The organism is Sphingopyxis sp. GW247-27LB, from assembly GCF_002277025.1.
Taxonomy (GTDB): Bacteria; Pseudomonadota; Alphaproteobacteria; order Sphingomonadales; family Sphingomonadaceae; genus Sphingopyxis.
This window is the reverse complement of record NZ_NIWD01000002.1, coordinates 129,642-153,461: the sequence shown is the minus strand read 5'-3', so window position 1 is coordinate 153,461 and position 23,820 is coordinate 129,642. Positions and strand designations below refer to the sequence as shown.

Here is a 23,820-nt window from a genome sequence, read left to right as displayed (position 1 = left end):
GGCATGATCATCGGTCTCGGCTCCGACCTCTGCAATATCGAGCGCATCCAGGCGTCGCTCGACCGTTTCGGCGAGCGTTTCGAAAATCGCGTCTTCACCGAGGTCGAGCGCGCCAAGGCGGCGCGGCGGCCCTTCACGCGCGCGGGCACCTATGCCAAGCGCTTCGCCGCCAAGGAGGCCTTCTCCAAGGCGGTCGGGACCGGCTTCAAGCGCGGCGTGTTCATGAAGGACATCGGGGTCGTCAACGCGCCTTCGGGGGCGCCGACGCTTGCGCTCACCGGCGGCGCAGCAGACCGGCTCGCGCAGATGGTCCCGGCGGGGCATCGCGCGCATATCCACCTGACATTGACCGACGACCACCCCTGGGCGCAGGCCTTCGTCATCATCGAAGCGATCAAGGACGAATAATGGCGAAGAAGAAGAAGGCCGACGACGAGGGAAGCTGGGGCAAGCTGATCCGCGATATCGTGGTGATATTGCTGCTCGTGCTCGGCATCCACAGCTGCGTCGCCAAACCCTTCTATATCCCGTCGGATTCGATGATGCCGACCCTGCGCAACGGCGACCGGCTGATCGTCAGCAAATATCCCTATGGCTGGTCCTATGCCTCGGTGAGTTTCCACCTCGCGCCCAAGGTCGAGGGCCGGTTGTTCGGAGCGCTGCCGCAGCGCGGCGATATCGTCGTGCTCGAACATCCGGTAACCCGCATCGACTATATCAAGCGCGTCATCGGCCTGCCCGGCGACACGATCGAGCTCAAGGGCGGCGCGCTGATCATCAACGGCAAGCCGATCAGGCGCGAGGTTCAGCCGATGCTGACGATCCCCGCCGATCCCAATCTGCCCGGCCCCGACAGCAGCCTGTTCCGCTTCGTCACCCGCGACGCGAAGGGACGCGAGGTGCTCGAACTGCCGATCGTGCGCGAGACGCTGCCCGGCGGCGCGACCTTCGACACGATCGACATGGGACCCGGCTATGCGACCGACGATTACGGGCCGGTCAAGGTGCCCGCGAACCATCTGTTCCTGATGGGCGACAACCGCGACGGCAGCGCCGACAGCCGAGTCTCGGTCGACCGCAAGGGGCTGGGCGGACCCGTCCCCTTCGACGCGATCGCCGGGCGCGCCGAGATCATCAGCTTTTCGACCGACGGCACCACCGAATGGTATAATCCGCTGAGCTGGTTCGAGGGGCTGCGATCGGGCCGCGCCGGAACCGATCTCAGGCCCGAGCGTGAGAGCAGCGGCAACAGGGAGTGACGCGATGGCGGAGAGGAAAGAGCGCGCCGCGGCGCAAGCCAAGGCGAGCGCCGAGGCCCCCGGCCCCACCGAGATCCGCAGCCAGCTCGTCCGCACCGAACTGTTGAGGGCGGGCGTCTGGTTCGGCCTCGCGCTGCTGATCGGCGCGTGCATCATCCTGATCCAGCCGATCCTGCTGATCTTCGCGGGCATCGTCATGGCGTCGATGCTCGACGGCGGCACCCGCCTGCTCGGCCGGGTGCTGCCGATCGCGCGCGGCTGGCGCCTGCTGATCGTCTGCCTGTCGCTCGTCGCCTTCCTGACCTGGACGATCCTGTTCGCGGGTTCGCAGATCGCCGATCAGGCCGCGACCCTGCAAAAGGTGGTGATGGGACAGGTCGAACGCATCGCGGCGTGGGCCAGCGATCATGGCATGGGCAATCTCCAGCTCGACACCAAGACGATCACCGACAATCTCGCCGGCACGGTCGGGCGCGTGACCGCCGCCGTCGGCACCGTGCTCGGCGCGCTGACCAGCCTCGTCATGATCCTGGTGCTCGGCATCTTCCTCGCGATCGAGCCGCGCCTCTACGAGCGCGGCGTCGCGTGGATGCTGCCGATGAAATCGCGCGAGAATTTCTACATCACCACCGCGCGCATGGGCTTTACCTTGCGGCGGCTGATGGCGGGGCGGCTGCTCGGCATGCTCGTCGAGGGCGTCGGCACCTGGCTCGCCTGCCTCGCGGTCGGCATTCCGATGGCGGCACTGATGGGCCTCTTGACCGGCCTGCTCGCCTTCATTCCCAACATCGGGGCGATCGTCTCGGGCGTGCTGCTCGTCCTCGTGGGCTTCTCGGCGGGGACCGACACCGGCCTTTACGCGATCATCATCTATTTCGTCGTCCAGACGGTCGACGGCTATCTGATCGTCCCGATGGTCGCAAAGCAAACGGTCGACCTCGCCCCCGCGCTTGTTCTCGCCGCGCAGATCTTGTTCGGCGCGCTGCTCGGCATCATGGGGCTGTTCCTCGCCGACCCGATCGTCGCGATGATCAAGGTCGCGCTGGAGCGCGAGGCCGAACGCAACGCCGGGGCGCAGGGCAAGGTAGCAAAATAACGTCATCCCAGCTTTCGCCGGGACGACGATCGGTTACTGCTGCGGCATGCCCGGCGGAGGGCCGCCGGGTCCACCGGGGCCGCCCTGCATCATTTGCTGCTGCTGCATCATCTGCTGCATCGCGCGCACCTCGGCTTCGGAGCGGAAGTCGATCAGCGTCACGTCGAAATGCAGCGTGCTGCCCGCGGGGATCGGCCCCACGGCGCGGTCGCCGTAGCCGAGCTGCGGCGGGATGGTGATCTTGTACTCACCGCCCTTTTTCATCCGGGTCAGTGCTTCGGAAAAGCCGGGAACGACTTGCGACACCTGCATCGGCGCCTGTTCGTTGGCGTCGAAGACCGTGCCGTCGTCGAGCTTACCTTCATATTTCACCAGCACGATGTCGGCCTTGGTCGGGCTCGCGCCCGTGCCCTCCTTGACGACCTCGAAGCCGATGCGCGGGGTGCTATGGACCGCGAAGGCAACCGCCGCCGCGACCAGCACCGCCAGGCCGATCCACAGCAGCCACAGCCCGCCCTTGCCCACCGGGCGCAATGGAACCGTCGTCACACTCATCGTCGCTGATCCTTCGCTGGCGCCCGCGGGCGCGAATGTCGGGCCCGCCTATAGGCGGAGGGGGCGCGGGCGGTCCAGTGGCAATCGCGAGGCCCGCGGGGATCGACAGACCAGCATGTCCCCTTGTAAGCGCATGGGACCGCCGGCCCGCGGAAGCGTGCTTGCGGGTACCGATCGAATGGTGATATATAAATTCGACATATTGATATATGACACCGCTTCCCATTGAAGCCAAGCCAGCCCGACAAGGCAAGGATGCCCCGCCGCCCATGACCGCGAATACCGCAATTTTCATCGACCCCCGCGATTCGGTCGCCACCGCGCTGCGCGACCTCGAGGCCGGCGAGCGGCTCGCCGTCGCGGGCGGGGTTGCGTTGACCGAACCCGTGGCACGCGGGCACAAGATCGCCGTCGTCGACATCGCCGCCGGCGCACCGGTCATCAAGTTCGGCTTCCCGATCGGCACGGCGAAGGCGGCGATCGCGCGCGGCGCGCATGTCCACAGCCACAATATGGCGACCGCGCTCAGCGCGGAGGGCGGCCATGACTATCGCCCGGCGGCCGATCCGGCGACGCCGCTTTCCGACCCGCCGACCTTCCTGGGCTATCTGCGCGCCGACGGACGCGCGGCGACGCGAAACGAGATCTGGGTGCTGCCGACCGTCGGCTGCGTCGCGCGCATCGCGGCCAAGATCGCCGAGGCGGCCGACCGGCGGCATCGCGGCCGGGTCGACGGGGTGCACGCCTTCACCCATCCCTTCGGCTGCTCGCAGCTCGGCGACGATCTCGACGGCACGCGCGCGATCCTCGCGGCGCTGGCGTCGCACCCCAATGCCGGCGGGGTGCTGCTCGTCGGGCTCGGCTGTGAATCGAACCAGATCGACCGGCTGATCGAGGCGATCCCGCCCGAGGCGCGCGGCCGCGTGCGGAGCCTGCGCGCGCAGAGCGCGGGCGACGAGGTCGACGAAGGCCTGGCGCTGATCGACGAGCTCGTCGAAGCGGCCGCAACGGCAAAGCGCGGACCGCTGCCGCTCGGCAAACTGGTCATAGGGGTCAAGTGCGGCGGGTCTGACGGGCTCAGCGGGCTGACCGCCAACCCGCTCGTCGGGCGGATGAGCGACGCGGTGACCGGGGCCGGCGGCCAGGCGATCCTGACCGAGATCCCGGAGATTTTCGGCGCCGAGCATCTGCTGATGGCGCGCGCCGCCGATCGCGAGACCTTCGAGGCGATCGGACGGCTGGTCGACGGCTTCAAGACCTACTTCACCGCGCATGGCGAGCCGGTTTCGGAAAATCCGTCGCCGGGCAATATCGCGGGCGGGCTGACGACGCTCGAGGAAAAGTCGCTCGGCGCGGTGCAGAAGGCGGGGCGCGCGGTGGTCACCGATGTGCTCGGCTATGGCGCGCGCGCGTCGAAGCCGGGGCTGACCCTGCTCGAGGCGCCGGGGAACGACGCCGTCTCCTCGACCGCGCTGTCGGCGGCGGGCGCGACGGTGATCCTGTTCACGACCGGGCGCGGGACGCCGCTCGGCTTTCCGGTGCCGACGATCAAGGTCGCATCGAACCACGAGCTCGCCGCGCGCAAGCCCGGCTGGATCGACTTCGACGGCGGGCAGGTGCTCGACGACGGGATGGACGCGGGCGCCGCCGCGCTGCTCGGGCTGATCGCCGAGGTCGCGTCGGGACGCGAGACGGCGGCCGAGCGCAACGGCGAACGCGAGATCGCGATCTGGAAGCGCGGCGTGACGCTGTAACCCGCCCGTTGCGCGCCACGCTCGCGGCGCCTCCCGTTCCCATCGCCGCGGAACACCGATGCCCGCTTCGCGGGCGCGGGATCGGCTGAAAATATAATAATACTAACAACTAAGGCGCGGACGACCGGCGGCGCTTGTCCGTGGTGCCGCGTGCGTCAGGCTTTTCCGACCCGATCGCTCGTCTTTTTCGGCACCCGGCGTCGAAAAATCTGTTGCCATTGCCATGTCAATTACTGTATCTGAAATATCAGATAAGGGCGGTGCGATTTCTGACGACACTGCCGTTTCCCTGTGGAGGAGGTTTTCATGTCTGTTTTCAAGCGCATCCTGACCGGCGGCATTGCCGCGTCGGCCCTGAGTGTCGGCCTGTCCACGGCCGCCCTGGCCCAGACCGAGTCGGCCGATGCGCCGCAGCCGGCCGCCGAAGAACAGGGCGACGCGATCGTCGTCACCGGCATCCGCGCCAGCCAGCGCGCCTCCATCGACCTCAAGCGCGAGAATATCGCGGTCGTCGATTCGATCGTCGCCGAGGACCTCGGCAAGCTGCCCGACCAGAATGTCGCCGAATCGCTCCAGCGCATCGCGGGCGTGACGATCGAGCGCAACCGCGGCGAAGGGCGCTTCGTGACCGTCCGCGGCTTCGGGCCGAAGTTCAACGCGGTGACCGTCAACGGCCGCACCCTCGCCACCGACAACAACGGCCGCGAATTCTCGTTCGACGTCCTGCCGTCCGAAGTGATTTCGGGCGCCGACGTCTATAAATCGCCGCAGGCCAACATCAACGGCGCGTCGATCGGCGCGACGGTCGACATCCGCACGATGCGGCCGCTCGACCAGCCCGCGGGGTTCAAGTTCGCGGGATCGGGCACGCTGCAATGGTCCGAGCTGTCGGACAAGTATAATCCCGAGGTCGCCGCGGTCGGCAGCTGGCGCAACGACGCCGGCAGCTTCGGCGTTTCGCTGTCGGCGGTCTGGGCGAAGCAGAAGAACCGCGACGACGAATTCACGATCGGCGCGGGCCATGTCCGCCGGTCGAGCACCGATTCCTACTATACCGCGGGCGGTGTCGCCGGCGCCCGCATCGGGCCCGATGTCGAGCCGTTCGCCAATGTCTCGATGCCCTCGAACCTCTCGCCCTTCTTCTTCGAGCGCGACCTGAAGCGCTGGGGCCTGAGCGGCGCGATCCAGCTTCGTCCGTCGGATCGCTTCACGGTGACGATCGACGGCCTCTACACCAAGTCGCGCTTCATCGAGCAGCAGACCGGCCTCGCCTACGACTTTTCGGGCGGCACGCTGGTCGAGCAGGTGGTCGAGGGCGGCAGCGTCGTCAATGGCGTCCAGACCGGCGGCGAAGCGGTGTACCAGCGCTATGTCGGCGGTTTCGTCGACGAGATCATCCAATATGACGACCGCGACGTCACGACGGACCAGCTCGGCGTCAACGTCGACTGGCAGGCGACCGACGATCTGAAGGTCCGGCTCGACATGTCGCTGTCGAACGCGCGCAAGCGCGGGGGCGAGAATAATCTGTTCACGACGATCCGCCGCAAGAACATCGACCATTGGTTCGACCGCCGCTCGGGCAGCCCGATCTACGATTATGGCTTCGACAGCCCCAATTACGCCAATGCGGCGACCAATCCGCAGGGACTGACCGCGCACTACTATATCTGGGGCGGCGGTGCGGAGGCCGACGACGAGATCCAGGAGTATCGCGGCGACCTCGAATGGAATCCGGGCGGCGGCGACCTGACGCTGGCCGGCGGCTTCATGGCTTCGTCGCGGATCAAGACGATCAACGGCTTCGAAATGCCCTTCGGCCAGCAATGCGCCTATTGCGGCTCCGACCGCGCGCTGCCCGAATCGCTGTTCCAGTCGACCAACCGCGATTTCTTCAGCGGCTATGACGGCAATATCCTGCACGACTGGATCATCTACGATCCGCGCGAACTGGTGAATGTCGTCGACGGTTACGCCGCGGCGGACGGGATCGCCTTCGACCCCGCCGTCCGCTCGGCTTCGGCCTCGTCGGTCATCAACGAAAGCGTTCGCGCAGCCTATCTGATGGCGTCGCTCGACACCGAGCTTGGCGGCATGCGGCTCGCGGTCAACGCCGGCGTGCGCTTCGAGGACACCGACTATACCTCGTCGGGGGCGTCGCGCACCGTGCTGAGCGCCAAGCCGCGCGTCGACCAGAACGGCAATCCGACGGGGCAGAACGACATCGTCGTGTCGGACATCATCCCGGTCAGCTTCCGCGGCAAATATCAGGACTGGCTGCCGTCGCTGAACGTGCGGCTCGACGTCACCGACAATCTGGTGCTGCGCTTCGCGGGATCGAAGGTGATGACCCGTCCGACGCTGACCGACCTGTCGCCGCGCCAGTCGATCCAGACCAATCCGGGCAACGAGACGATCCGCCGCGGCAACCCCGACCTGCAGCCCTTCCGCGCGTGGCAGGCCGAGGCTGGCGTGGAATGGTATTTCGCGCCCGAATCGCTGCTCAACGCGGCGGTCTTCTACAAGAAGATCGACAGCTTCGTGACGCTGATCACGACCCCGCAGACGGTCGACCAGATCACCTTCCAGGTCACCGTGCCGGGCAATGGCGACGGGGCGACGGTGAAGGGCTTCGAGCTCGGCTATCGCCAGTCCTTCGCCAACTGGCTGCCGGCGCCGTTCGATGGCTTCGGCGTCCAGACCAGCTTCAACTACACCAAGTCGAACGCCAATTATCCGAGCGTGGTGGCGGGGGCGACCTACAGCCTCGAGGGCCTTTCCAAATATTCCTACAGCCTCGTCGGCTATTATGAGAAATACGGGATCCAGGCACGCGTCGCCTACACCTATCGCGACGACTTCCTGCAGACCGCGGTGGGCCGCAACAGCGAACAGGAATATTTCAACGGTTACGGCCAGCTCGACGCGAGCCTGTCCTATGACCTGACCGACAATTTCACGATCTTCGCCGACGGGCTCAACCTGACGAATTCGAAGGAGTTCCTCTATTCGATGACGCCCGACCGCACCAAGGAATATCGCATGACCGGCCGGCGGCTGTCGTTCGGCGTGCGCGCGAAATTCTGACCCGATCCTCCCGGCGGCCACCCTCATGGCCGCCCCCTAGCACCGAGGGGTCTTCCGCATGTCGGAAGGCCCCTCTTTTTTTGCGACTATGTGTTTTGCGAGAACCCCTTGCGCCGGTTTTCGCCGGTGGCGGATATATCCCGCAGAAAGCCGGGGCCCAGAGGGTAGTCACGCGACGCCGGCTTTCTACCGCCCTGGGCCCCCGCTTTCGCGGGGGGTGCACAATGGGATGGCAACACCCGCTCTCTCCCCCAAAGGAGACGTCCTCGCGTGCGTTTTGGCAGGCGAGCGATGCCGCGCCGCGCAACCAGCCGTCAGCGGTCGATGGCGTGGAAGTCGAGGTGGTCGGTCAGGCGATAGATGCAGTCCATCGCCATCCACGTCCCGTCGGGGCCCGCGGCCGGGATCGGCTGCTGGAACCGCTGCATCAGCGCGATCCATTTCTGCACATGCGGGTTGGCGGCGTCGGCGCGCGCCTTCGCTTCGTCCGAATAACGGTCTTCGGCATCAATGATCATGAACAGGCGATTGCCCGCCCGATAGATTTCCATATTGGCGATCCCCGCCTCGCGGATCGAGCGCACGATCTCGACCGGCGCTTCGCCGGGGCGGTGCCAGCGTTCATAGTCGGCGATCAGTTCGGCATCGTCGACGAGATCGAGCGCGAGGCAGATGCGGCGGGTCATTCGCGTTCCCCTTCGGGTTTCAGGCAGGGGTGGGAGCATCGGCGCGGATCAGGCCCGCGGCGCGCAGGTCCGCCCAGAAGGCGGCGGGAATTTTCCGCTCGGTCAGCGCGACCGCCTCGCCAACGCGCGCGGCGCTGTTCATGCCGGGGATCACCGAAGCGACCTGCGGATGGGCGAGCGGGAATTGCAACGCGGCGGCGGCGAGCGGCACGCCATGCGTGTCGCACAGCGCCTCGATCGCCGCGACACGCGCGACGATTTCGGGTGAGGCGGGCTGATATTCGTAATGGAACGGCCCCGGCCCCTTCACGCCATGCGCGAGGATGCCGCTGTTGTAGGGGCCGCCGATGACCAGCCGGACACCGCGCGCCGCGCACAGCGGCAGGAAGCTGTCGAGCGCCCCCTGTTCGAGCAGCGTATAGCGGCCGGCGAGCAGCATCATGTCAAACTCGCCGGCGGCGAGCGCTTCCTCGCACACCTGCCATTCGTTGACGCCAAGCCCGATCGCGCCGACCGCGCCGCCGTCGCGCAGCTCGCGCAGCGCGCGGTAGCCGCCGTCCATCAGCTCGCGGAACAGCCGCGGGTGCGCGTCGCCATGCGCGTAGCGGCCGATGTCATGGACATAGAGGATGTCGATGCGCTCGCGACGCAGCCGCCGCCGGCTGTCCTCCCACGAGCGCATGACCGCGTCGTAGCTATAGTCGAACACGCTTTCATAGGGTTCGGGCGAGACGAAGGCCTGGCGCACCGCCGACAGGTCGGTGCCGGGCGCGACCGCGTCGAGCCGGCGCCCAACCTTGGTCGAGATGATGGTGCTTTCCTGGGGATCCGCCTCGGCGAGCGCGGCGCCGAGCCGCTTTTCGGCGAGTCCGAAACCATAGTGCGGCGCAACGTCGAAATAGCGGATTCCGGCATCGAGCGCGGCACGCACGGTCGCCGCCGCCGCCGCGTCGCTCATCGGCCGATAGAGATTGCCGAGCGTGGAGGCGCCGAAGCCGAGACGGCCGAGCGTCGCTTGGTCGAAGCGGTGGGCGGCAGGTGCGTTATCCATGGTCTGCGCCTAGTCTGATATCTCAAAAATCTCAATTCATATTTCAGATGGATGAGAGGGAAAGCAGCGCGTGACATTATCCGCTTCATCACCCCGGACTTGATCCGGGGTGACGACAAGGCAAGGCGGCAGACCGATCAGAACATGCCCAGAATGCGCTGCAACGCCGCCTGGAAGTGCGACGCGATCGCCGCTTCGGCGCGGTCGGGATCGCGGGCGACGAAGGCTTCGAGAATTTCGAGATGCTCGCCCAGCGTCCGCAGCGCGAGCGGCGCGGTGACGAGCCGGTCGAGACGGATCAGCGTGACATAATTCTTCAGCCGCTGCGCGGTCGTCTCGATCAGCGGATTGTTCATATTGGCGATCATGCTGCCGTGCAGTCCGACCTCGAGCACTTCGAGCGCCTCGAGCGCGCCGTCGGTCAGCCCCTCCTTCTCGATCCGCGTCATCAGCGCCTTGTGACCCGCGATCAGCTCGCGGGCCTTTTCGGCGTCGCCGGTTTCGGCATAGCGCCGCGCCGCCGCGCGCTCGATGATCGAACGGAACTGATAGGTGCTCCGCGCGAGTTCGAGGTCGGGCTTCAGGAACTGGATGCCCGAGCGCGGGTGGATGGTGAGCACCCCTTCGGCCTCGAGCACGCGCAGCGCGTCGCGCAGCGGCTGCACCGGAATGCCAAGCAGGCGGACGAGATCGTTCTGCGAGACGAAGGCGCCCGCCGGCACCTTTTGGTCGAACAAACCTTGCAGGATCGCCCGATAGGCGACGTCGCTGAGCCGTTCGCCGTTCGCGGGGCGCTCCCCACCGGCTTCAGCCGCTTCGATGACGAATCCAGCTTGCCGTTTGCCCCCATCTGTCATATCTAATCCCTATCATTGATATTTCACGTTTGGCATCTGGAAGATGGTAGCACCGAATATGCCCATAGTCGACTTTCGCATTACCCGCTTTCAGTTCGCCCGCGACCGGGTGATCGGCGACAGCCAGGTGCGCGCCGACGACGTCCATGTCGCGGCGCTGGAACTGGTCGATTCGGCGGGGCGGACCGGCCTCGGCTTCGTGCAGTCGCTCTTCCATCCCCTTCCCGCCGAGGCCGAACTCGAACGCGTGTTCCGCAGCGAGGCCTGGCCCGCGCTCGAAGGCGAAAGCGCGCTCGCGCTCGCCCACCGGGTCGGCAGGCCGCGCGGCGGCAATATCCGCCGGATGAGCGTGCCCTTCGAGGAAGCGCTGCAGCAGGCGATATGGGATCTGGCGGCGAAGGCGGCCGACCTGCCGCTGTGGAAGATGCTCGGCGCGCGCCGCGACCGCGTCCGCGCCTATGCGAGCGGGCTCGATTTCCATTTGTCCGACGAGGATTTCGGTGCGCTGTTCGCCGCCGCCGCCGAGCAGGGTTATACCGCGTTCAAGATCAAGGTCGGCCACCCCGAACTCGACCGCGACATCCACCGCCTCGACCTGCTCAAACGCGCGGTCGGCAAGGACGCGGCCGTGATGATCGACGCGAACGAAGCCTGGTCGCCCAAGCAGACGCTTCAGAACATCGCCGCGATGCGCCGTGCGGGCCATGCGATCTATTGGATGGAGGATCCGATCCTGCGCTCGGATTTCGAGGGCCTTCGGATGCTGCGCGGCGCGCTCGGCGAGACGCAGCTCAATTCGGGCGAATATCTCGACGTTTCGGGCAAGCGCGCGCTGATCCAGGCGGGCGGCGCCGACATGCTCAACGTCCATGGCCATGTCACCGACGTGATGCGGATCGGCTGGCTCGCGGCCGACATGGGGGTCGAGGTGACGATGGGCAACAGCTTCCTGGAGGTTGGCGTCAACATGGCGCTGGCGCTGCCCGAGGTCGCCTGGGTCGAATACAGCTTCCAGAATTTCGAGCATATGGTCGAACGGCCCTATGAGATAAGGGACGGCTTCATCCACGGCAGCGACGCGCCGGGGCACGGTCTCGTCCTCAGCGAAGCCGCGCGCCGCGACGAGCGGCGGCCCGAAATATTGGAGCGCGACGCGCTCGGAACCGCGCCGGTGCAGCAGCGGGTGGATATCAGGAAAGCCGCATGACGGCGTGACCCGCGGCGGAACGGCGCCGCGGGGACGGGAGAGAGCGATGTCGGACCTGAATGCCGCCTATGCCGGCGGCGCGCCCGAAGAGGCCGCTTTTCTGCAAGGCTCGACCGGCCATGTCGCCGGGCGCGGGAAATGGGTGCTGCTCGTTTCGATGACCGCGGTCTTCTTCGTCCTGCTTGCGCTCTACGCGGCGGTGCTGGCGGTGCTGCTTCCCAATCAGATCCAGGCGCTCGATCCCGCGAACAAGGCGAGCGGGCTGGCGGTGGTGTTCGCGATCACCTCAATCTTCAGCACGCTGACGACGCCGATCGCCGGGGCCCTTTCGGACCGCACCCGCACCCGCTGGGGACGGCGGACGCCGTGGATCGTGACCGGATCGGTGGTCGGCGGCCTCTGCCTGTTCGCGGTGCCGCAGATGACGAGCCTGTGGGCGATCGCCCTGTTCTGGGTCGGCGCCGTGATCGCGCTCAATGCGATGCAGGCGGCGCTGACCACGGTGGTCGCCGACCGCTTCGCGCCGAACGAGCGCGGCACCGCGTCGGGCTTCGTCGGCGCGGGCATGACCTCGGGCCTGACGGTGGGCACGATCGTCGCCGGATTGCTCGCCGGGACGATCACCTTCGCCTATTGGCTGTTCGCGGGGGCGATCATCGTCGTCTGCCTCGCTTTCGTGGCCATCAACCGCGAGCCCAAGGTCACCGCGGCGCTGCCGCCCCCTTTCCGCGCGTCCGAGTTCCTCAAGAGCTTCTGGGTCAGTCCGCGCGAGCATCCCGATTTCGCCTGGGCCTTTTTCGGGCGCTTCACCATCTACATGGGTTATCAGGGCGTGATCACCTACATGCTCTATATCCTGCAGGATTATATCGGCCTGTCGCTCGCCGACGCGAACAAGACGATCGCGACGCTGTCGACCATCACCTTCTTCGCGCTGGTGTTCGCCGCCTTCACCTCGGGCCTGCTCTCCGACCGCATCGGGCGGCGCAAGCCGATCGTCTTCGCCTCCAGCATCGTCATGGGCGCCGCGCTCACCGTGCCGCTGTTCCTGCCTTCGCTGCAGGGGATGCTGATCTATGCGGCGCTGATCGGGATCGGCTACGGCGCCTTCATGTCGGTCGACATGGCGCTGATGACGCAGGTGCTGCCCAAGGCCGATGGCGAGGCGACCGGCAAGGACCTCGGCATCCTGACCACCGCGGTGAACATCCCGCAGATATTGAGCCCGGTGTTCGCAGCCTGGCTGCTCAGCCTGTCGGGCGGCGACTATACGGCCCTGTTCATCGCCGCGATCGTCTTCGTCTATGCCGGATCCTTCTTCGTCCTGCCGATCAAGAGCGTGAAATAGCCGTCGCCGCCGGCTTTCACTCGCCGGCAGGCTTCGGCGCCGTCTTCGGATTGTTGCGGCCATAGGTACCGCGGCCGTTCGGCAAGGGTGCCGGCAGGCCCAGCTTGGGGCGAGGCTTGTAATCGAGGTAGGACGGCACCTTGCTTTCGGCCTCGAGCCCGGCATGGCCCATGACGTGCAGCGCGCCGCCGGGCCAGCTATCGAACAGGACGACATGATCGTCCTCGATCCGGTTGTTCATATAATCGTTCCAGATGCCGCCGACATTGACCGCCTCGTGCCAGTTGCCGCGCGCGACATTGTTCATCGAATTGGTGCGCCCCGGCTGGAAGGCGCTCGCCGTGTTGACGTTCAGCCACTGGCGGACGCCGCCCTCGACGACATTGTCGCGGACGGTGAAGCCGCGTGAGCCTTCGTCGAGATAGAGCGCGACGCGCGGGCCGATGTCGAAGATATGGTTCTCGGCGATGACGCAATCTTGGCACGCCGACAGATTATAGATCGCCCCGCCGTCGTCGGCGACCTGCTTGACCTTGTAGAGGCGATTGAAGGCGACGATCGCGTCGCGGCGGATCGTCGGTGTGTCCCAGACCCGATTGACGCCCGAATCATAGCCGCGCTGGCGGGCGCGATAATTGGGGTTGCCGCCCTGGTCGACATAGCCCCAGCCGAAGCCGATATCGATGCCGTCATAGGGGGCGTCGGAGATATCGTTGTGGATGATGACCGACCCGTCCCAATAGGTCGCGAGCACCGCGGCATTGTCCGTGTAATCGCGCCCGACCCCCTGGATCAGATTGCCGCGGATCATCAGCTGGCGGTTCGTCAGTGCAGGGTCGGAGGGATGGTGGGCGTCGGGCCGCACCCCGCCGGCGACGATCGCGCCGCCCGACAGGTCGGCGAACAGATTGTCGCGCACGGTGACGTCGACCGTGGCGAGGCCGACGCCCGAGACATTGGCGTTGGCGTCCATGCCGACGCCCAGCGCATATTGGCCGAGATGCGCGAAGACATTCCCGCTGATCGTGACATGCTGCGCCGCGGAGACCTGCACCGCCGCCGGCATCTGGCGCCAGACGTTGCGCTCATTCTCGAACTCGGGGCAGCCCTGCCGGCAGGTCCTGAGCGGGTCGGCGGGGAAAGCCTTCGACTGGCCGGTGATGAAGGTGCCGCTCTGCTGGTTGGCGTAGCCGTCGAGCGATGGGCCGGTCCAGCTCGTATGGGAAAAGCGGAACCCCGACAGGGTCAGGTCGCGGATCGGATGCTGCGCCGTCCCCGACACGCTGACCAGCACCGGCAGGCGGGGAAGCCGGACGTCGGCCTTCGCCATGTCCATGCCCGCGGCGGGCTTGTAATAGAGTTTGCCCGCCTCCGGATCGAGATACCATTCCCCTTCTTCATCGAGGAAGGCCAGCGCATTGGAGACATAGAGGCGCGCTCCTTCCGGGTGAAAGGGGTCGGGGATGGTGTCATAGCCCCAGATATTGTTGTTCCACGCCGGCTGGCGCATGTCGAGCCGCGCCCCCACGATGCGCTCGACGGGGGAGAAGCGGTGGGTGAAGAAACCGGTCGCCTCGACGTCGACGTGCCGCTCGCCCGCCGCCTGCGCCACGATATCGGCGCCCGCGCCCGTGAAGCTGATGCCGCGCGCGTCGAACCGGGCATCGCCGCGGTCGATCCGGGTGCGGGCGCGCCGCGCCAGCTTGCCGTCGACCCAGAGCTGGCGGGCGGACGTTCCCTTTGGCACATCGGCCGCGTAGATGCCGCGCGTCTTGTCCTGAACCGTCCAGCCCGTGACGGCGATGCCGCTGGTGATCAGCGGCCGCGCGTCGTCCGCGCCGCGCCAGCGAACCCCAAAGCCGTTCTGCCCGCCATCCTTCGCGGTGAAGATCAGCGGCTCGATCCGCGTCCACACGCCGCCATGAACGATGACGGTCACGTCCTGATGGGCGTTGGCCGCGCGGACGGCGGCCTGCGCGCGCTCCAGCGACCGGAACGGCGCCGCGGCGCTGCCCGCCGCCTTATCGTCGCCGTCGGGGGAGACGTGGAAGGTGGTGTTCGGCTTGTCCCACACCGTCTGCGCCGGCGCGGCGGCCGGCAAGGCCGCCACCGCGATCGCGGTCATCGCTCGCCACATCGTCATTCACCCCTCCCTCGGGTTCAGCGCCGGCGGAATCGCGGCGGGCGCTTTTCGGCGAAGGCGGCGCGCCCTTCCTTCGCATCGTCGGTCGCGAAGCAGATCGCCTGCAGGTCGCGCTCATATTCCATGGCCTTGTCGAGCGGCATCGACACCGCCGCGCGCAGGTTGAGCTTCGCGGTCTCGGCGGCGATCGGCGCGCGCGAGGCGATGGTCACGGCCAGCTCGCGCGCGCGGTCCATCAGCGCCTCGGGCTCGACCACCTCGCTGACCAGCCCCCATTGCAGGGCGCGCTGCGCGTCGATCAGGTCGCCCGACATGATCATCAGCGCGGCGTTCGACAGGCCGATCGAGTGGGCGAGCATCGCCGCCATGCCGCCGCCGCCGATCCAGCCCAGCTTGATCTCGGGCGCCGCGAAACGCGCATTGCTCGACGCGAGGCGGATGTCGCACGACAGCGCGGTTTCCAGCCCGCCGCCGAGCGCATAGCCGTTCACCGCCGCGATCGTCGGCTTCAACAGCCGGTGGATCGCGTCGCAATAATCGGAGCGGTTGCGAAAATCCCAGGGTGTCGCATAGCTGTCGAGTTCAGCAATGTCGGACCCGGCGCAAAAAGCCTTCGGCCCCGCGCCGGTGACGATGACGCAGCGGATGGTATCGCTGTCGTTGCACGCCGTCACCGCCGCGACGATCGCCTTCGCCATTTCGGGGGTCGCGGCGTTGAGCTTGTCGGGGCGGTTGAGCGTGATCGTCGCGACGGCGCCGTCGACGGTGAAAAGAACGTTGTCGGTCATGGCTCGCGCCTCAGTCCTGCTTCACGACGCCGCCCGCGAGCAGCCGGTCGATCTCGCCGGCGGCGACTCCGGCCTCGGCCAGTATCTCGCGGCTGTGCTCGCCGACCTGCGGCGCGCCGCGGTCGAGCGTCGAGGGGGATTTCGAAAAACGGATCGGGAACCCCGGCGTCTTCACCCTGCCCTCGCTCGGATGGTCATATTCGATGAAGCTGCCGTTGTGCCGGACCTGCGGGTCGTCGACCAGCTCGGCATAGCCGTGGACCGGCCCGGCCCAGACGCCGGCGGGCAGCAATATGTCGAGCCATTCGGCGGTGGTCTTCGCCTTCAGCCGTTCGCGCGTCCTCGCGAAGATTTCGTCGCGATGGGCCCAGCTGTCGGTCTCGTCGTCCATCCCGGCGAAGCTCGGTTCGCCGATCAGCCTGCCGAAGGCGTCGAGGCTGGCGAAGGCGACGACGATATAATGGTCGGCGGTCTCGAACACCCCATAAGGCGCGCGGATATAGCTGTGCGCGTGCGGCTCGGCCGAGCGCGTCTGCGCCTTGCCGCCGACCGTATGGACCGAGATTTCCTGCATCTGCACCGCGGTCATCGCATCGAGCATATTGACCTCGACAAGCTGCCCCTCGCCGGTGCGCTCGCGGTGGAGGAGCGCGGCGAGCGCGCCCTCGAACGCGGTGTAGGCGGTGATCGCGTCGGCGAGAAACTGCCCCGCGGGCTGCGGCGGATCGCTTTCGCGGCCGGCCGAGAGCATCGCGCCCGACAGTGCCTGAAGCAGCAAATCCTGCCCCGGCCGGTCGACATAGGGCCCGCTCTCGCCATAGCCCGACATGGAGACGTAGATCAGGCGCGGGTTGATCGCCGACAGCGTCTCATAATCGACCCCGAGCCGCTTCGCGACGCCGGGGCGGTAGTTCTGGATGAAGACGTCGGCGCTCTTGACGAGGTCGAGCAGGATCGCCTTGCCCTCCGGCGCCTTGAGGTCGACCGCGAGCGAGCGTTTGTTGCGGTTGAGCGAGAGGAAGGAGACGTTGATCCGGTTCCCGCGGGCGCCGCCCGCCGAGGCATAGCGTTGCCATTCGCCGGTGACCGGCTCGACCTTGACCACATCGGCGCCGAGATCGCCCAGCCGCTGCGCCGCGAACGGCCCCGCCATCGCGATCGAGCAATCGAGAACCCGATAGCCGCTCAAAATACCCATGATCCGTTGCTTTCCTCGTTTCAGGGCCGGTCGCAATTTGGCTCCCGGTGAGTCGAAAATGGTGGCTTTTTGCGACCCGGAGCGCAGCGTGCTTCTGCACGTGAGCACCGGAAGCGCTAAAAGTCGCCATTTGCAGGCCGCCGGGGGCCAAAGGGCGGCCGGTCCTAATGCATGACCCAGCCGCCATCGACATTCAGCGTCTGGCCAGTGATGAATCCCGCCGCGTCGGAGGCGAGGAAGGCGAGCGCTTCGGCGATGTCGTCGGGGGTGCCGCGGCGCTTGACCGCCTGATGGTCGAGCACGAAGCGCGTATAGCCTTCGGGGTCGGGGTGGATCTTTTCGGCATCGGTCGGGAAGGCGCCGGGCGCGATCGCGTTGACGGTGATGCCGTCGGGGCCGAACTCGCGCGCCCATGCCCGCGTCAGCCCGACCAGCGCGCCCTTCGACGCGACATAGGGCGACAGCAGCGCCCAGCCGCCGTAGAAGGTCACGCTGGCGATATTGACGATGCGGCCCCAGCCGCGCGCACGCATCGTCGGCAGCGCGACCTGCACCGCGACGATCCCCGCGTCGACATTGACGCGCTGCACCGCCTGATGCTCCTCGACGGTGAATTCGTCGAAGGGCTTGGACGGATAGATGGCGGCATTGTTGATCACGACGTCGAAGCCGCCGGTCGCGGCGCTTGCTTCGGTCAGCGCGGCCCGGAAGGCGTCGAGATCGGACATGTCGGCCGCGACCAGGTGCAGCCGTTCGTCGCCCCCCGCCGCTTCGGTCAGCGCCGCGATCTTCGCGGGGTCGTGGTCGACCGCGACGACGCGCGCGCCTTTCGCCAGCAGCGCCTGCGTCGAGCGCAGTCCTAATCCACCCGCGGCGCCGGTATAGAGGATGGTCTTGCCCGCGACGCTCATGCCCGCGCCTCCCGCCCGGCGATCGGCCGGTAATCGCCCGTCGGTTCGGGATAATCGGTGTCGGGCTGCGGCGAGATGGCACGGATACGCCGCTCGCAGGCGGCGATCGCCTCGCCGCCGTCGAGGACGCGCAGCACCGTGTCGTAGCGGCGTTCGTCGCCATGTTCGAGCCAGATCAGTTCGCCGCGCTCGCGCGCGAAGGGCTTGCCGAGAACATGGTTGGTCGAAGGCTCGATGCCCATCGCATATTGGCCCGACTGCAGATTCTGCCATTGATACTGGCAGGGGAACTGCTCCTTGCGCGTCACCACCTCGAAGCCGAGGCCGGCCGCGTCGTTGACCAAGGCGACCGGCACCTCGCCGGCGGCGTCGGCGACCATCTCGTGCTGCCACACCTGCTCGTGGAAATTCATCTGCGGCGCGGGAAGGGTGCGATAGCCGGCGCCCTGTCCCCGATAATCGTCGCCGGCATGCGCGGCCCAGACCGTCTCGCCAATCGGCGCAAGATAGCGCGAGCCCTCGGCGAGTACCGGATGGCCGACGTTGATATGATAGCAATACATGTGCGGGGTGCGGTAGAAGCCGTGATTGACGACCCGGTCGTGGAGCCGGATCTCGTCGCTGCCGACCCTTGCCTCGATGCGGCGGATCAGGTGGAGGTCCTCGCCGAACACGGTCGACTGCTGGACAACGCCCTCGCACCACAGCGTGCATTCGTCGCCGTCCCAGCGCTCGCCGTAACCGGTCAGCCGCGCCGGGATCGTCCCGATCCGGCCGTGGAGCGAGGAGGAGACCGTCTCGCGCGGGCCATAGACATAATGGGTCGCGTCGTCGTCATCCATGAACAGGATATGGTCGAGCCCGCAGGTGACGATCAGGCCCGAGAAGGAGCGCAGCCAGGACAGCCCGCCCTCCCCTTCATAGTCGTGCAGGCCGGGATGGCGGAAGCCCGCGGGCGAGTTCCAGCCGACCGCCCGGCCCTTGTGCTCGCAGTCGGCGATGTCGAGCGCGCGGTCGACGAGGACGGTGAAGCGCAGCCCGGTCCCGGTGCGGAATTCGAGCATGCGGATGCCGCGCTCGACCCCGTCGCCGAGCGTCATCAGGCGCACGCCCGCGAATTGCGACAGCGCGCCGCAATGCGCGGCGACGTCGCGGCGGCTCATGCGGCGGCCGAAAAGCTCGACCATCAGAAAACCCTCTCTGCTGTTATACGATGAGCATATACAGAGAGATCAATTCAATCAACAGATATATCAGTAATGATGACGTGGTTTGACTTTCCTCCTCCTCGTCACCCCGGACTTGATCCGGGGTGACGAGGAGGAGGAACCATCACGTCACCACCATCAGTTCAGCAGGCCGCGCCGTGCGAGATTGCGCATCAGCGCGCCGATGCCGCGGGTCCAGGCGGGGGCTGCGGCGCTCGTCCGCACGCTATTGACCAGCGCGCCGAGCCGCGGCTCGGCGATGCGCACCACGTCGCCGACCTTGTGCGTGAAGCCTCGGCCCGGCTCGTCGCGATCCTGCGTCGGCGCGAACAGCGTGCCGAGGAAGAGGACGAAGCCGTCGGGATAATGATGTTCGCTCATCGCCTGGCGCAGCAATTCCTCGGGATCGCGGCTGATCTGGTCCATCGCGCTGCGGCCTTCGAGACGATAGCCCTCGGGCCCGTCGATGGTCAGCTCGACGACCGCGCCGCGCACCTCGTCCATGCCGAAATCGTCGCCGAACAAGCGGATGAAAGGACCGATCGCGCAGGAGGCGTTATTGTCCTTCGCCTTGCCGAGCAGCAGCGCCGAGCGCCCCTCGAAATCGCGCAGGTTGACGTCGTTGCCCAGCGTCGCGCCGACCGCGCGGCCGTCGGGGCCCACGACGAGCACGACCTCGGGCTCGGGATTGTTCCAGGTCGAATCGGACCGCACCCCGATGTCGCCGCCCGCGCCGACGGTCGACAGCACCGGCGACTTGGTGAAGATCTCGGCGTCGGGGCCGATCGCGACCTCCAGATATTGCGACCACAGCCCCTCGCCGATCAGCGCCTCCTTGAGCGCGGCGGCGGCGTCGGTTCCCGGAACGACCGAGCGGATGCTGGCGCCGACGCGCGCTTCGAGCGCGGCGCGGATCGCGCCCGCGGCCGCCGCATCGCCGCGCGCGCGTTCCTCGATCACCCGTTCGACCGCCGACAGGGCGAAGGTGACCCCCGCGGCCTTCACGCATTGCAGGTCGATGGGTGAGAGCAGCGCCAGCGTCGGCGCAAGGTCTTCCAGCGGGCCGAGCGTGCGCCCGGCCCCCGCGTCGAAGGCGTGCGCTTCGATCAATGCCGAAACCGTCGGGGCGACCGCGCTCATGTCGTGGACGATGCCGCCCTCGACGAGCACCGGGGTCGGCCCGTCGGCGGTCTCGATCCGCCCGAGCAGCCGCGCATCCCGCCAGTCGTCGGGAAGCCAGTCGAGCGTGAAGGGAAGCGTCATCGGGATATATCCTTGCTGTCGGCGCGGATCACGCGCCGGTCGGGGTCGAGGTGAAGGGTGAGGTCGGCGCGGCCGGGCATCTCGGCCAGGATGTGCCGCGTCAGCCGCTCATAATGCTGGACGAAGGCGGCGACCGCGGCAGCGTCCATCAGGCCCGCGCCCTCGGGCCTGCGCGCGCGCAGTTCCTCTTCCTGTTGAAGCCGCCAGCGATGCACGACGTCGAAGCCGGGCGCCGCGAGCAGGATCAGCCGGTCGATGCGGCCGAACAAGGCGCGATAGGGACCGGCGAGCGCGGCGTTGACATGGCGCCGCCAGACGCCGCCCACATCAGCGTCGGCTTCGAGTGCGTTGACGGGCCGGGCAAGATCGTCCGCCGCCTGCGGCGCGGCGCCGACGCACCAGCCCTCGAACAGGATGACGTCGAACGGCCCCTCGACAGTCGCGGGCGCGGCGCGGTCGTCGGTCGCCTTGTCGAAGCGCGGCAGGGCGACCGGTCCCGCTTCGCCGAGCCGGCTCAGAAGCGCCAGACCGAGTTCGGGATCGTGCGTGCCGGGGACGCCGCGCACGCGCAGCAGCGGATGGACCGCGCCCGCCAGCGCGACGCGGTTGGCGGCGGGGAGATAGAGGTCGTCGAGGGCGAGGATGGCGGTGCGGTATCCGGCGACGTTCAGCCGATCCGCGAGCGCGGCGGCGAGGGTCGACTTGCCGCTGCCCTGCGCGCCGCACAGGCCTACGACCAGCGGGCGCGGCGCATTCGGCTCCGCCGCCCAGCCCGCGATCGCGGCGGCGGCGATGGCGGGGGCATCGTCAGGCGACACGGTCGGGCAGGTCGCGGCCCGCGAACCAGGCTTCCAGATTGGCGGCGGCGCGCATCCCCATCGCGGTGCGCGCCTCGATCGTCGCGCTGCCGAGGTGCGGCAGCAGCACGGCATTGTCGCAGGCGAGCAGCGCCGGATGCACCGCCGGTTCGCGCTCGAAGACGTCGAGCCCGGCGGCGGCGACGTGCCCGCTCGCGAGCGCCGCGGCGAGCGCGGCCTCGTCGATCGCGCTGCCACGCGCGGTGTTGACGACGACCGCGCCGGGCCTCAGCGCGGCGAGCAGCGGCGCGTCGATCATGTGCCGCGTCTCGGCGCCGCCGGGAACGTGCAGCGACAGGATATCGACGGCGCGGGCGAGCGCCTCCAGCGTCGGGTAAAAGACCGCGTCCCCCGCATCCTCGGCTTCGCGGCGGCTGAAATAGGCGATTGTCATGCCGAAGCCGGCGCGCGCCCGCTCGGCGGTGGCGCGGGCGATGCGGCCGAAGCCGACGAGGCCGAGTGTCTTGCCCGCCAGCCCCTGGCCGATCAGGTGGGTCGGGCGCCAGCCGGTCCAGCGTCCGGCGCGCAGTTCGCGCTCGCCCTCGCCGGCGCGCCGCGTCGCCATCAGCATCAGCAGGATGGCGAGATCGGCGGTCGCCTCGGTCAGCACGTCGGGGGTGTTGGTGACGGCGATGCCCGCGCGCTCCGCCGCGGCGAGGTCGATATGCTCGAAGCCGGCGCCGTAATTGGCGAGGATCTTTACCGTTGCCTTCTCCGTGCCCAGCACCGCCGCGTCGAAGCGGTCGGTGATCGTCGGGCAGATGGCGTCGAACCGCGTCATCGCAGCGCGCAGCGCCGCGGCGTCGAGCGGCGTGTCGGCCGGGTTGAGCTCGACGTCGTAATGGGCGCGGAAATGATCCTCGACGGCGTCGGGCAGCCGGCGGGTGACCAGCAGGCGGGGTCGGGTCATCAGCCTAGTTGCACCGTGTCGACCGCCTTCACCCGGCCGCCATTGCGGGCCACGACCGCTTCTTCCGGCGCGTGCTGCGACCGCAGGCCCGAGACGAAACCGCTGCTCTGATTGTCGAACAGGATCGCGGGCCGCGCGTCGGGCTTTTCGGTGACGAAGCTGCAATCGACCGCCGCGATCCGCTGCGCGTGGCGGACATAGAGGCCATGCGCGGGAAAGGTTTTCATGAAGCTCGGTTCCAGGCTGCTGTTGCGGCGCTCGGGCGGCTCCAGCGCCGCATCGGCCGCCGTCCCGCCGCCCTCGCTCGACACATGGACACCGGAGAAGGTGACGTCCTGGATGATCCCGTCCTCGATGCCGACGACGCCGCAGGCGTAGCGGCTGTTGGCGCCCGACACGTTGATATCGTCGAAGCGCACGCGCCGCACCGTCGCGACGCCAGCGTCGCGCGGCGCGCGGTTGCGCACCGACAGGCGGACGAAGATCGGATGGTTGACGATGTTGCGCATCGTGATGTCGCTGAAGGTCACATCCTCCAGTGTGCCGCCGTCGATCGCCCCCATCTGCAGCCCGCGCGAATTTTCGCATGTACAGCCGGTGACCAGAATGTTGCGGAAGCCGCCGACCGAATCGGTGCCGAGCTTGATCCGCCCGAGCACGCCGACATCGTCGGGCGCGCGATAGTCGGATAGCCGGTAGCTGCCGTCGAGCATCGTGCCGAGCGCATAGCCGCTGGTCTTGCAGCCGATGATGGTCACATCCTCGCACACGACCTTGCGTTCCAGCGCATAGCTGCTCTTGAGCACGATCGCGTCGTCCTTGTGCGCGTTGACGGTGCAGTTGCTGACCTTGACGTCGCGGCAGCAGTCGATGTCGATCCCGTCGCGGTCGGTGTCGACGCGCAGATTGTCGATCGTCATCCCCGAACAGCCGAGCGCATATAGGCAGAAATGGCCGCCCTGCAGGATGGTGATGTCACGCAGCAGGATATTGCGGCAGTTCTTGAAGGCGAGCGCCTTGTTGCCCTTGCCCTCCTCGGCGCGCTCGGCGGGATCGCTGAGCCGCGCCTCGTGCGGGTCCATGCCGCGCGCCTTGGGCGACACCCAGCCCTTGACGCCGTGCCATTTCGGTCCCGGCCCCTCGCGGCGCAGGCCGAGCCCGTGGATCATGCCGGGGCCAAGCACCGCGACATCGCTGACACCGTCGCCATAGATCAGGCTGTTGTGATAATGGGCGAGCCCGTAATCGACATATTGCTCCTCATAGACCCCCTCGGGCGGGTCGTACCGGCCGGGATGTTTCGTAGGGTCGGCGGCTTCGAGCACCGCGCCCTGCGCAAGGATGAGCGTGATGTGGCTTTGCAGCCGGATCGAGAAGGACAGATAGCGGCCCGGCGGGATGATGACCGTGCCGCCGCCGGCGCGCGAGGCGGCCATGATGGCCTTGTTGATCGCGTCCGAATCGACCGTGCGGCCGTCACCCTTCGCGCCATAGTCGCGCACGTCGTGGAAACCCGACAGCGCGCCCGTAGCGCGGACGATCGAGGGACTCATCGCCGCGGCGGTGGCGACGCCGAACAGCGCCGCGCGCCGGCTGACGTCGGCGCGGGCCAGCATATGATCTGAAACTCCGGTCATGGATT

At 67.5% G+C, this 23,820-nt stretch carries 20 protein-coding genes; 7 read left to right on the top strand and 13 right to left on the bottom strand.

Annotated features, from left to right (window positions below; genetic code table 11):
- Positions 1–3: 3 nt before the first annotated feature.
- Genes acpS through CD928_RS00815 form a run of 3 tightly spaced genes read left to right on the top strand, consistent with a single transcriptional unit; the run spans position 4 to position 2,355 of the window.
- Entirely contained in the window at positions 4–408 is a 405-nt protein-coding gene (gene acpS, locus CD928_RS00825; protein WP_095383611.1) for a holo-ACP synthase, read from the top strand.
- Positions 408–1,259, top strand: coding sequence for a signal peptidase I (gene lepB / locus CD928_RS00820; protein WP_095383608.1), 852 nt, complete (start codon positions 408–410; stop codon positions 1,257–1,259). The genes acpS and lepB overlap by 1 nt, the downstream gene beginning before the upstream one ends.
- A 4-nt stretch (positions 1,260–1,263) precedes the next feature.
- The gene (locus CD928_RS00815; protein WP_095383605.1) at positions 1,264–2,355 is read left to right on the top strand and encodes an AI-2E family transporter; all 1,092 of its coding nucleotides are present in this window, start codon (positions 1,264–1,266) and stop codon (positions 2,353–2,355) included.
- A gap of 33 nt (positions 2,356–2,388) precedes the next feature.
- Here the strand turns inward: CD928_RS00815 and CD928_RS00810 are convergent, their stop codons facing one another.
- Positions 2,389–2,910: an FKBP-type peptidyl-prolyl cis-trans isomerase gene (locus CD928_RS00810; RefSeq protein WP_095383602.1), complete on the bottom strand. Its 522-nt coding sequence runs from the start codon at positions 2,908–2,910 to the stop codon at positions 2,389–2,391.
- Between the two features lie 269 nt (positions 2,911–3,179).
- Between CD928_RS00810 and CD928_RS00805 the strand changes: the two genes are divergently transcribed.
- Positions 3,180–4,664 carry a UxaA family hydrolase gene (locus CD928_RS00805; RefSeq protein ID WP_095383599.1) on the top strand — a complete coding sequence of 495 codons (1,485 nt, stop codon included), beginning with the start codon at positions 3,180–3,182 and terminating at the stop codon, positions 4,662–4,664.
- Between the two features lie 306 nt (positions 4,665–4,970).
- Positions 4,971–7,751, top strand: a complete 2,781-nt coding sequence (locus CD928_RS00800) for a TonB-dependent receptor (protein ID WP_095383596.1) — start codon at positions 4,971–4,973, stop codon at positions 7,749–7,751.
- 314 nt (positions 7,752–8,065) lie between these two features.
- Here the strand turns inward: CD928_RS00800 and CD928_RS00795 are convergent, their stop codons facing one another.
- From CD928_RS00795 to CD928_RS00785, 3 genes are all read right to left on the bottom strand, one after another.
- The gene (locus CD928_RS00795; protein WP_095383593.1) at positions 8,066–8,437 is read right to left on the bottom strand and encodes an L-rhamnose mutarotase; all 372 of its coding nucleotides are present in this window, start codon (positions 8,435–8,437) and stop codon (positions 8,066–8,068) included.
- A gap of 19 nt (positions 8,438–8,456) precedes the next feature.
- Positions 8,457–9,488, bottom strand: coding sequence for an aldo/keto reductase (locus CD928_RS00790; protein ID WP_095383590.1), 1,032 nt, complete (start codon positions 9,486–9,488; stop codon positions 8,457–8,459).
- A 137-nt stretch (positions 9,489–9,625) separates the two neighbouring features.
- On the bottom strand, positions 9,626–10,345 hold the full coding sequence (locus CD928_RS00785; RefSeq protein ID WP_095383587.1) for a GntR family transcriptional regulator: 720 nt from the start codon (positions 10,343–10,345) through the stop codon (positions 9,626–9,628).
- 58 nt (positions 10,346–10,403) lie between these two features.
- On the opposite strand from CD928_RS00785, the gene CD928_RS00780 reads away from it, so the two are divergent.
- Together CD928_RS00780 and CD928_RS00775 are read left to right on the top strand one after the other, a co-directional pair.
- The gene (locus tag CD928_RS00780) at positions 10,404–11,552 is read left to right on the top strand and encodes a mandelate racemase/muconate lactonizing enzyme family protein (protein WP_095383585.1); all 1,149 of its coding nucleotides are present in this window, start codon (positions 10,404–10,406) and stop codon (positions 11,550–11,552) included.
- Between the two features lie 46 nt (positions 11,553–11,598).
- On the top strand, positions 11,599–12,900 hold the full coding sequence (locus CD928_RS00775) for an MFS transporter (RefSeq protein WP_095383583.1): 1,302 nt from the start codon (positions 11,599–11,601) through the stop codon (positions 12,898–12,900).
- Between the two features lie 16 nt (positions 12,901–12,916).
- Here the strand turns inward: CD928_RS00775 and CD928_RS00770 are convergent, their stop codons facing one another.
- The 9 genes from CD928_RS00770 to CD928_RS00730 form a co-directional block, all read right to left on the bottom strand.
- Positions 12,917–15,043 (bottom strand): pectate lyase, encoded by a 2,127-nt coding sequence (locus tag CD928_RS00770; RefSeq protein WP_095383580.1) that lies wholly within the window; start codon positions 15,041–15,043, stop codon positions 12,917–12,919.
- 17 nt (positions 15,044–15,060) lie between these two features.
- Complete coding sequence (locus CD928_RS00765) at positions 15,061–15,831, bottom strand: enoyl-CoA hydratase/isomerase family protein (protein WP_095383577.1); 771 nt, start codon at positions 15,829–15,831, stop codon at positions 15,061–15,063.
- Between the two features lie 10 nt (positions 15,832–15,841).
- The gene (locus CD928_RS00760) at positions 15,842–17,029 is read right to left on the bottom strand and encodes a CaiB/BaiF CoA-transferase family protein (RefSeq protein WP_095383574.1); all 1,188 of its coding nucleotides are present in this window, start codon (positions 17,027–17,029) and stop codon (positions 15,842–15,844) included.
- Positions 17,030–17,193: 164 nt separating this feature from the next.
- Positions 17,194–17,940: an SDR family NAD(P)-dependent oxidoreductase gene (locus CD928_RS00755; protein WP_095383573.1), complete on the bottom strand. Its 747-nt coding sequence runs from the start codon at positions 17,938–17,940 to the stop codon at positions 17,194–17,196.
- Positions 17,937–19,127 carry an aldose 1-epimerase family protein gene (locus CD928_RS00750; protein WP_095383570.1) on the bottom strand — a complete coding sequence of 397 codons (1,191 nt, stop codon included), beginning with the start codon at positions 19,125–19,127 and terminating at the stop codon, positions 17,937–17,939. Before CD928_RS00750 ends, CD928_RS00755 begins: the two co-directional genes overlap by 4 nt.
- Before the next feature lie 159 nt (positions 19,128–19,286).
- The gene (locus tag CD928_RS00745; RefSeq protein ID WP_095383568.1) at positions 19,287–20,411 is read right to left on the bottom strand and encodes a fumarylacetoacetate hydrolase family protein; all 1,125 of its coding nucleotides are present in this window, start codon (positions 20,409–20,411) and stop codon (positions 19,287–19,289) included.
- Positions 20,408–21,205: a kinase gene (locus tag CD928_RS00740; protein WP_095385047.1), complete on the bottom strand. Its 798-nt coding sequence runs from the start codon at positions 21,203–21,205 to the stop codon at positions 20,408–20,410. Before CD928_RS00740 ends, CD928_RS00745 begins: the two co-directional genes overlap by 4 nt.
- 13 nt (positions 21,206–21,218) lie before the next feature.
- The gene (locus CD928_RS00735; protein WP_095385044.1) at positions 21,219–22,181 is read right to left on the bottom strand and encodes a D-glycerate dehydrogenase; all 963 of its coding nucleotides are present in this window, start codon (positions 22,179–22,181) and stop codon (positions 21,219–21,221) included.
- Positions 22,178–23,815: a glycoside hydrolase family 28 protein gene (locus tag CD928_RS00730; RefSeq protein ID WP_255246993.1), complete on the bottom strand. Its 1,638-nt coding sequence runs from the start codon at positions 23,813–23,815 to the stop codon at positions 22,178–22,180. The genes CD928_RS00735 and CD928_RS00730 overlap by 4 nt, the downstream gene beginning before the upstream one ends.
- Between the last annotated feature and the right edge of the window lie 5 nt (positions 23,816–23,820).

What these genes read in the sequence shown, in the direction of transcription:
- acpS (WP_095383611.1), top strand. Translation starts at nt 4, where the DNA reads ATGATCATCGGTCTCGGCTCCGACCTCTGCAATATCGAGCGCATCCAG.
- lepB (WP_095383608.1), top strand. Translation starts at nt 408, where the DNA reads ATGGCGAAGAAGAAGAAGGCCGACGACGAGGGAAGCTGGGGCAAGCTG.
- CD928_RS00815 (WP_095383605.1), top strand. Translation starts at nt 1,264, where the DNA reads ATGGCGGAGAGGAAAGAGCGCGCCGCGGCGCAAGCCAAGGCGAGCGCC.
- CD928_RS00810 (WP_095383602.1), bottom strand. Translation starts at nt 2,910, where the DNA reads ATGAGTGTGACGACGGTTCCATTGCGCCCGGTGGGCAAGGGCGGGCTG.
- CD928_RS00805 (WP_095383599.1), top strand. Translation starts at nt 3,180, where the DNA reads ATGACCGCGAATACCGCAATTTTCATCGACCCCCGCGATTCGGTCGCC.
- CD928_RS00800 (WP_095383596.1), top strand. Translation starts at nt 4,971, where the DNA reads ATGTCTGTTTTCAAGCGCATCCTGACCGGCGGCATTGCCGCGTCGGCC.
- CD928_RS00795 (WP_095383593.1), bottom strand. Translation starts at nt 8,437, where the DNA reads ATGACCCGCCGCATCTGCCTCGCGCTCGATCTCGTCGACGATGCCGAA.
- CD928_RS00790 (WP_095383590.1), bottom strand. Translation starts at nt 9,488, where the DNA reads ATGGATAACGCACCTGCCGCCCACCGCTTCGACCAAGCGACGCTCGGC.
- CD928_RS00785 (WP_095383587.1), bottom strand. Translation starts at nt 10,345, where the DNA reads ATGACAGATGGGGGCAAACGGCAAGCTGGATTCGTCATCGAAGCGGCT.
- CD928_RS00780 (WP_095383585.1), top strand. Translation starts at nt 10,404, where the DNA reads ATGCCCATAGTCGACTTTCGCATTACCCGCTTTCAGTTCGCCCGCGAC.
- CD928_RS00775 (WP_095383583.1), top strand. Translation starts at nt 11,599, where the DNA reads ATGTCGGACCTGAATGCCGCCTATGCCGGCGGCGCGCCCGAAGAGGCC.
- CD928_RS00770 (WP_095383580.1), bottom strand. Translation starts at nt 15,043, where the DNA reads ATGACGATGTGGCGAGCGATGACCGCGATCGCGGTGGCGGCCTTGCCG.
- CD928_RS00765 (WP_095383577.1), bottom strand. Translation starts at nt 15,831, where the DNA reads ATGACCGACAACGTTCTTTTCACCGTCGACGGCGCCGTCGCGACGATC.
- CD928_RS00760 (WP_095383574.1), bottom strand. Translation starts at nt 17,029, where the DNA reads ATGGGTATTTTGAGCGGCTATCGGGTTCTCGATTGCTCGATCGCGATG.
- CD928_RS00755 (WP_095383573.1), bottom strand. Translation starts at nt 17,940, where the DNA reads ATGAGCGTCGCGGGCAAGACCATCCTCTATACCGGCGCCGCGGGTGGA.
- CD928_RS00750 (WP_095383570.1), bottom strand. Translation starts at nt 19,127, where the DNA reads ATGGTCGAGCTTTTCGGCCGCCGCATGAGCCGCCGCGACGTCGCCGCG.
- CD928_RS00745 (WP_095383568.1), bottom strand. Translation starts at nt 20,411, where the DNA reads ATGACGCTTCCCTTCACGCTCGACTGGCTTCCCGACGACTGGCGGGAT.
- CD928_RS00730 (WP_255246993.1), bottom strand. Translation starts at nt 23,815, where the DNA reads ATGACCGGAGTTTCAGATCATATGCTGGCCCGCGCCGACGTCAGCCGG.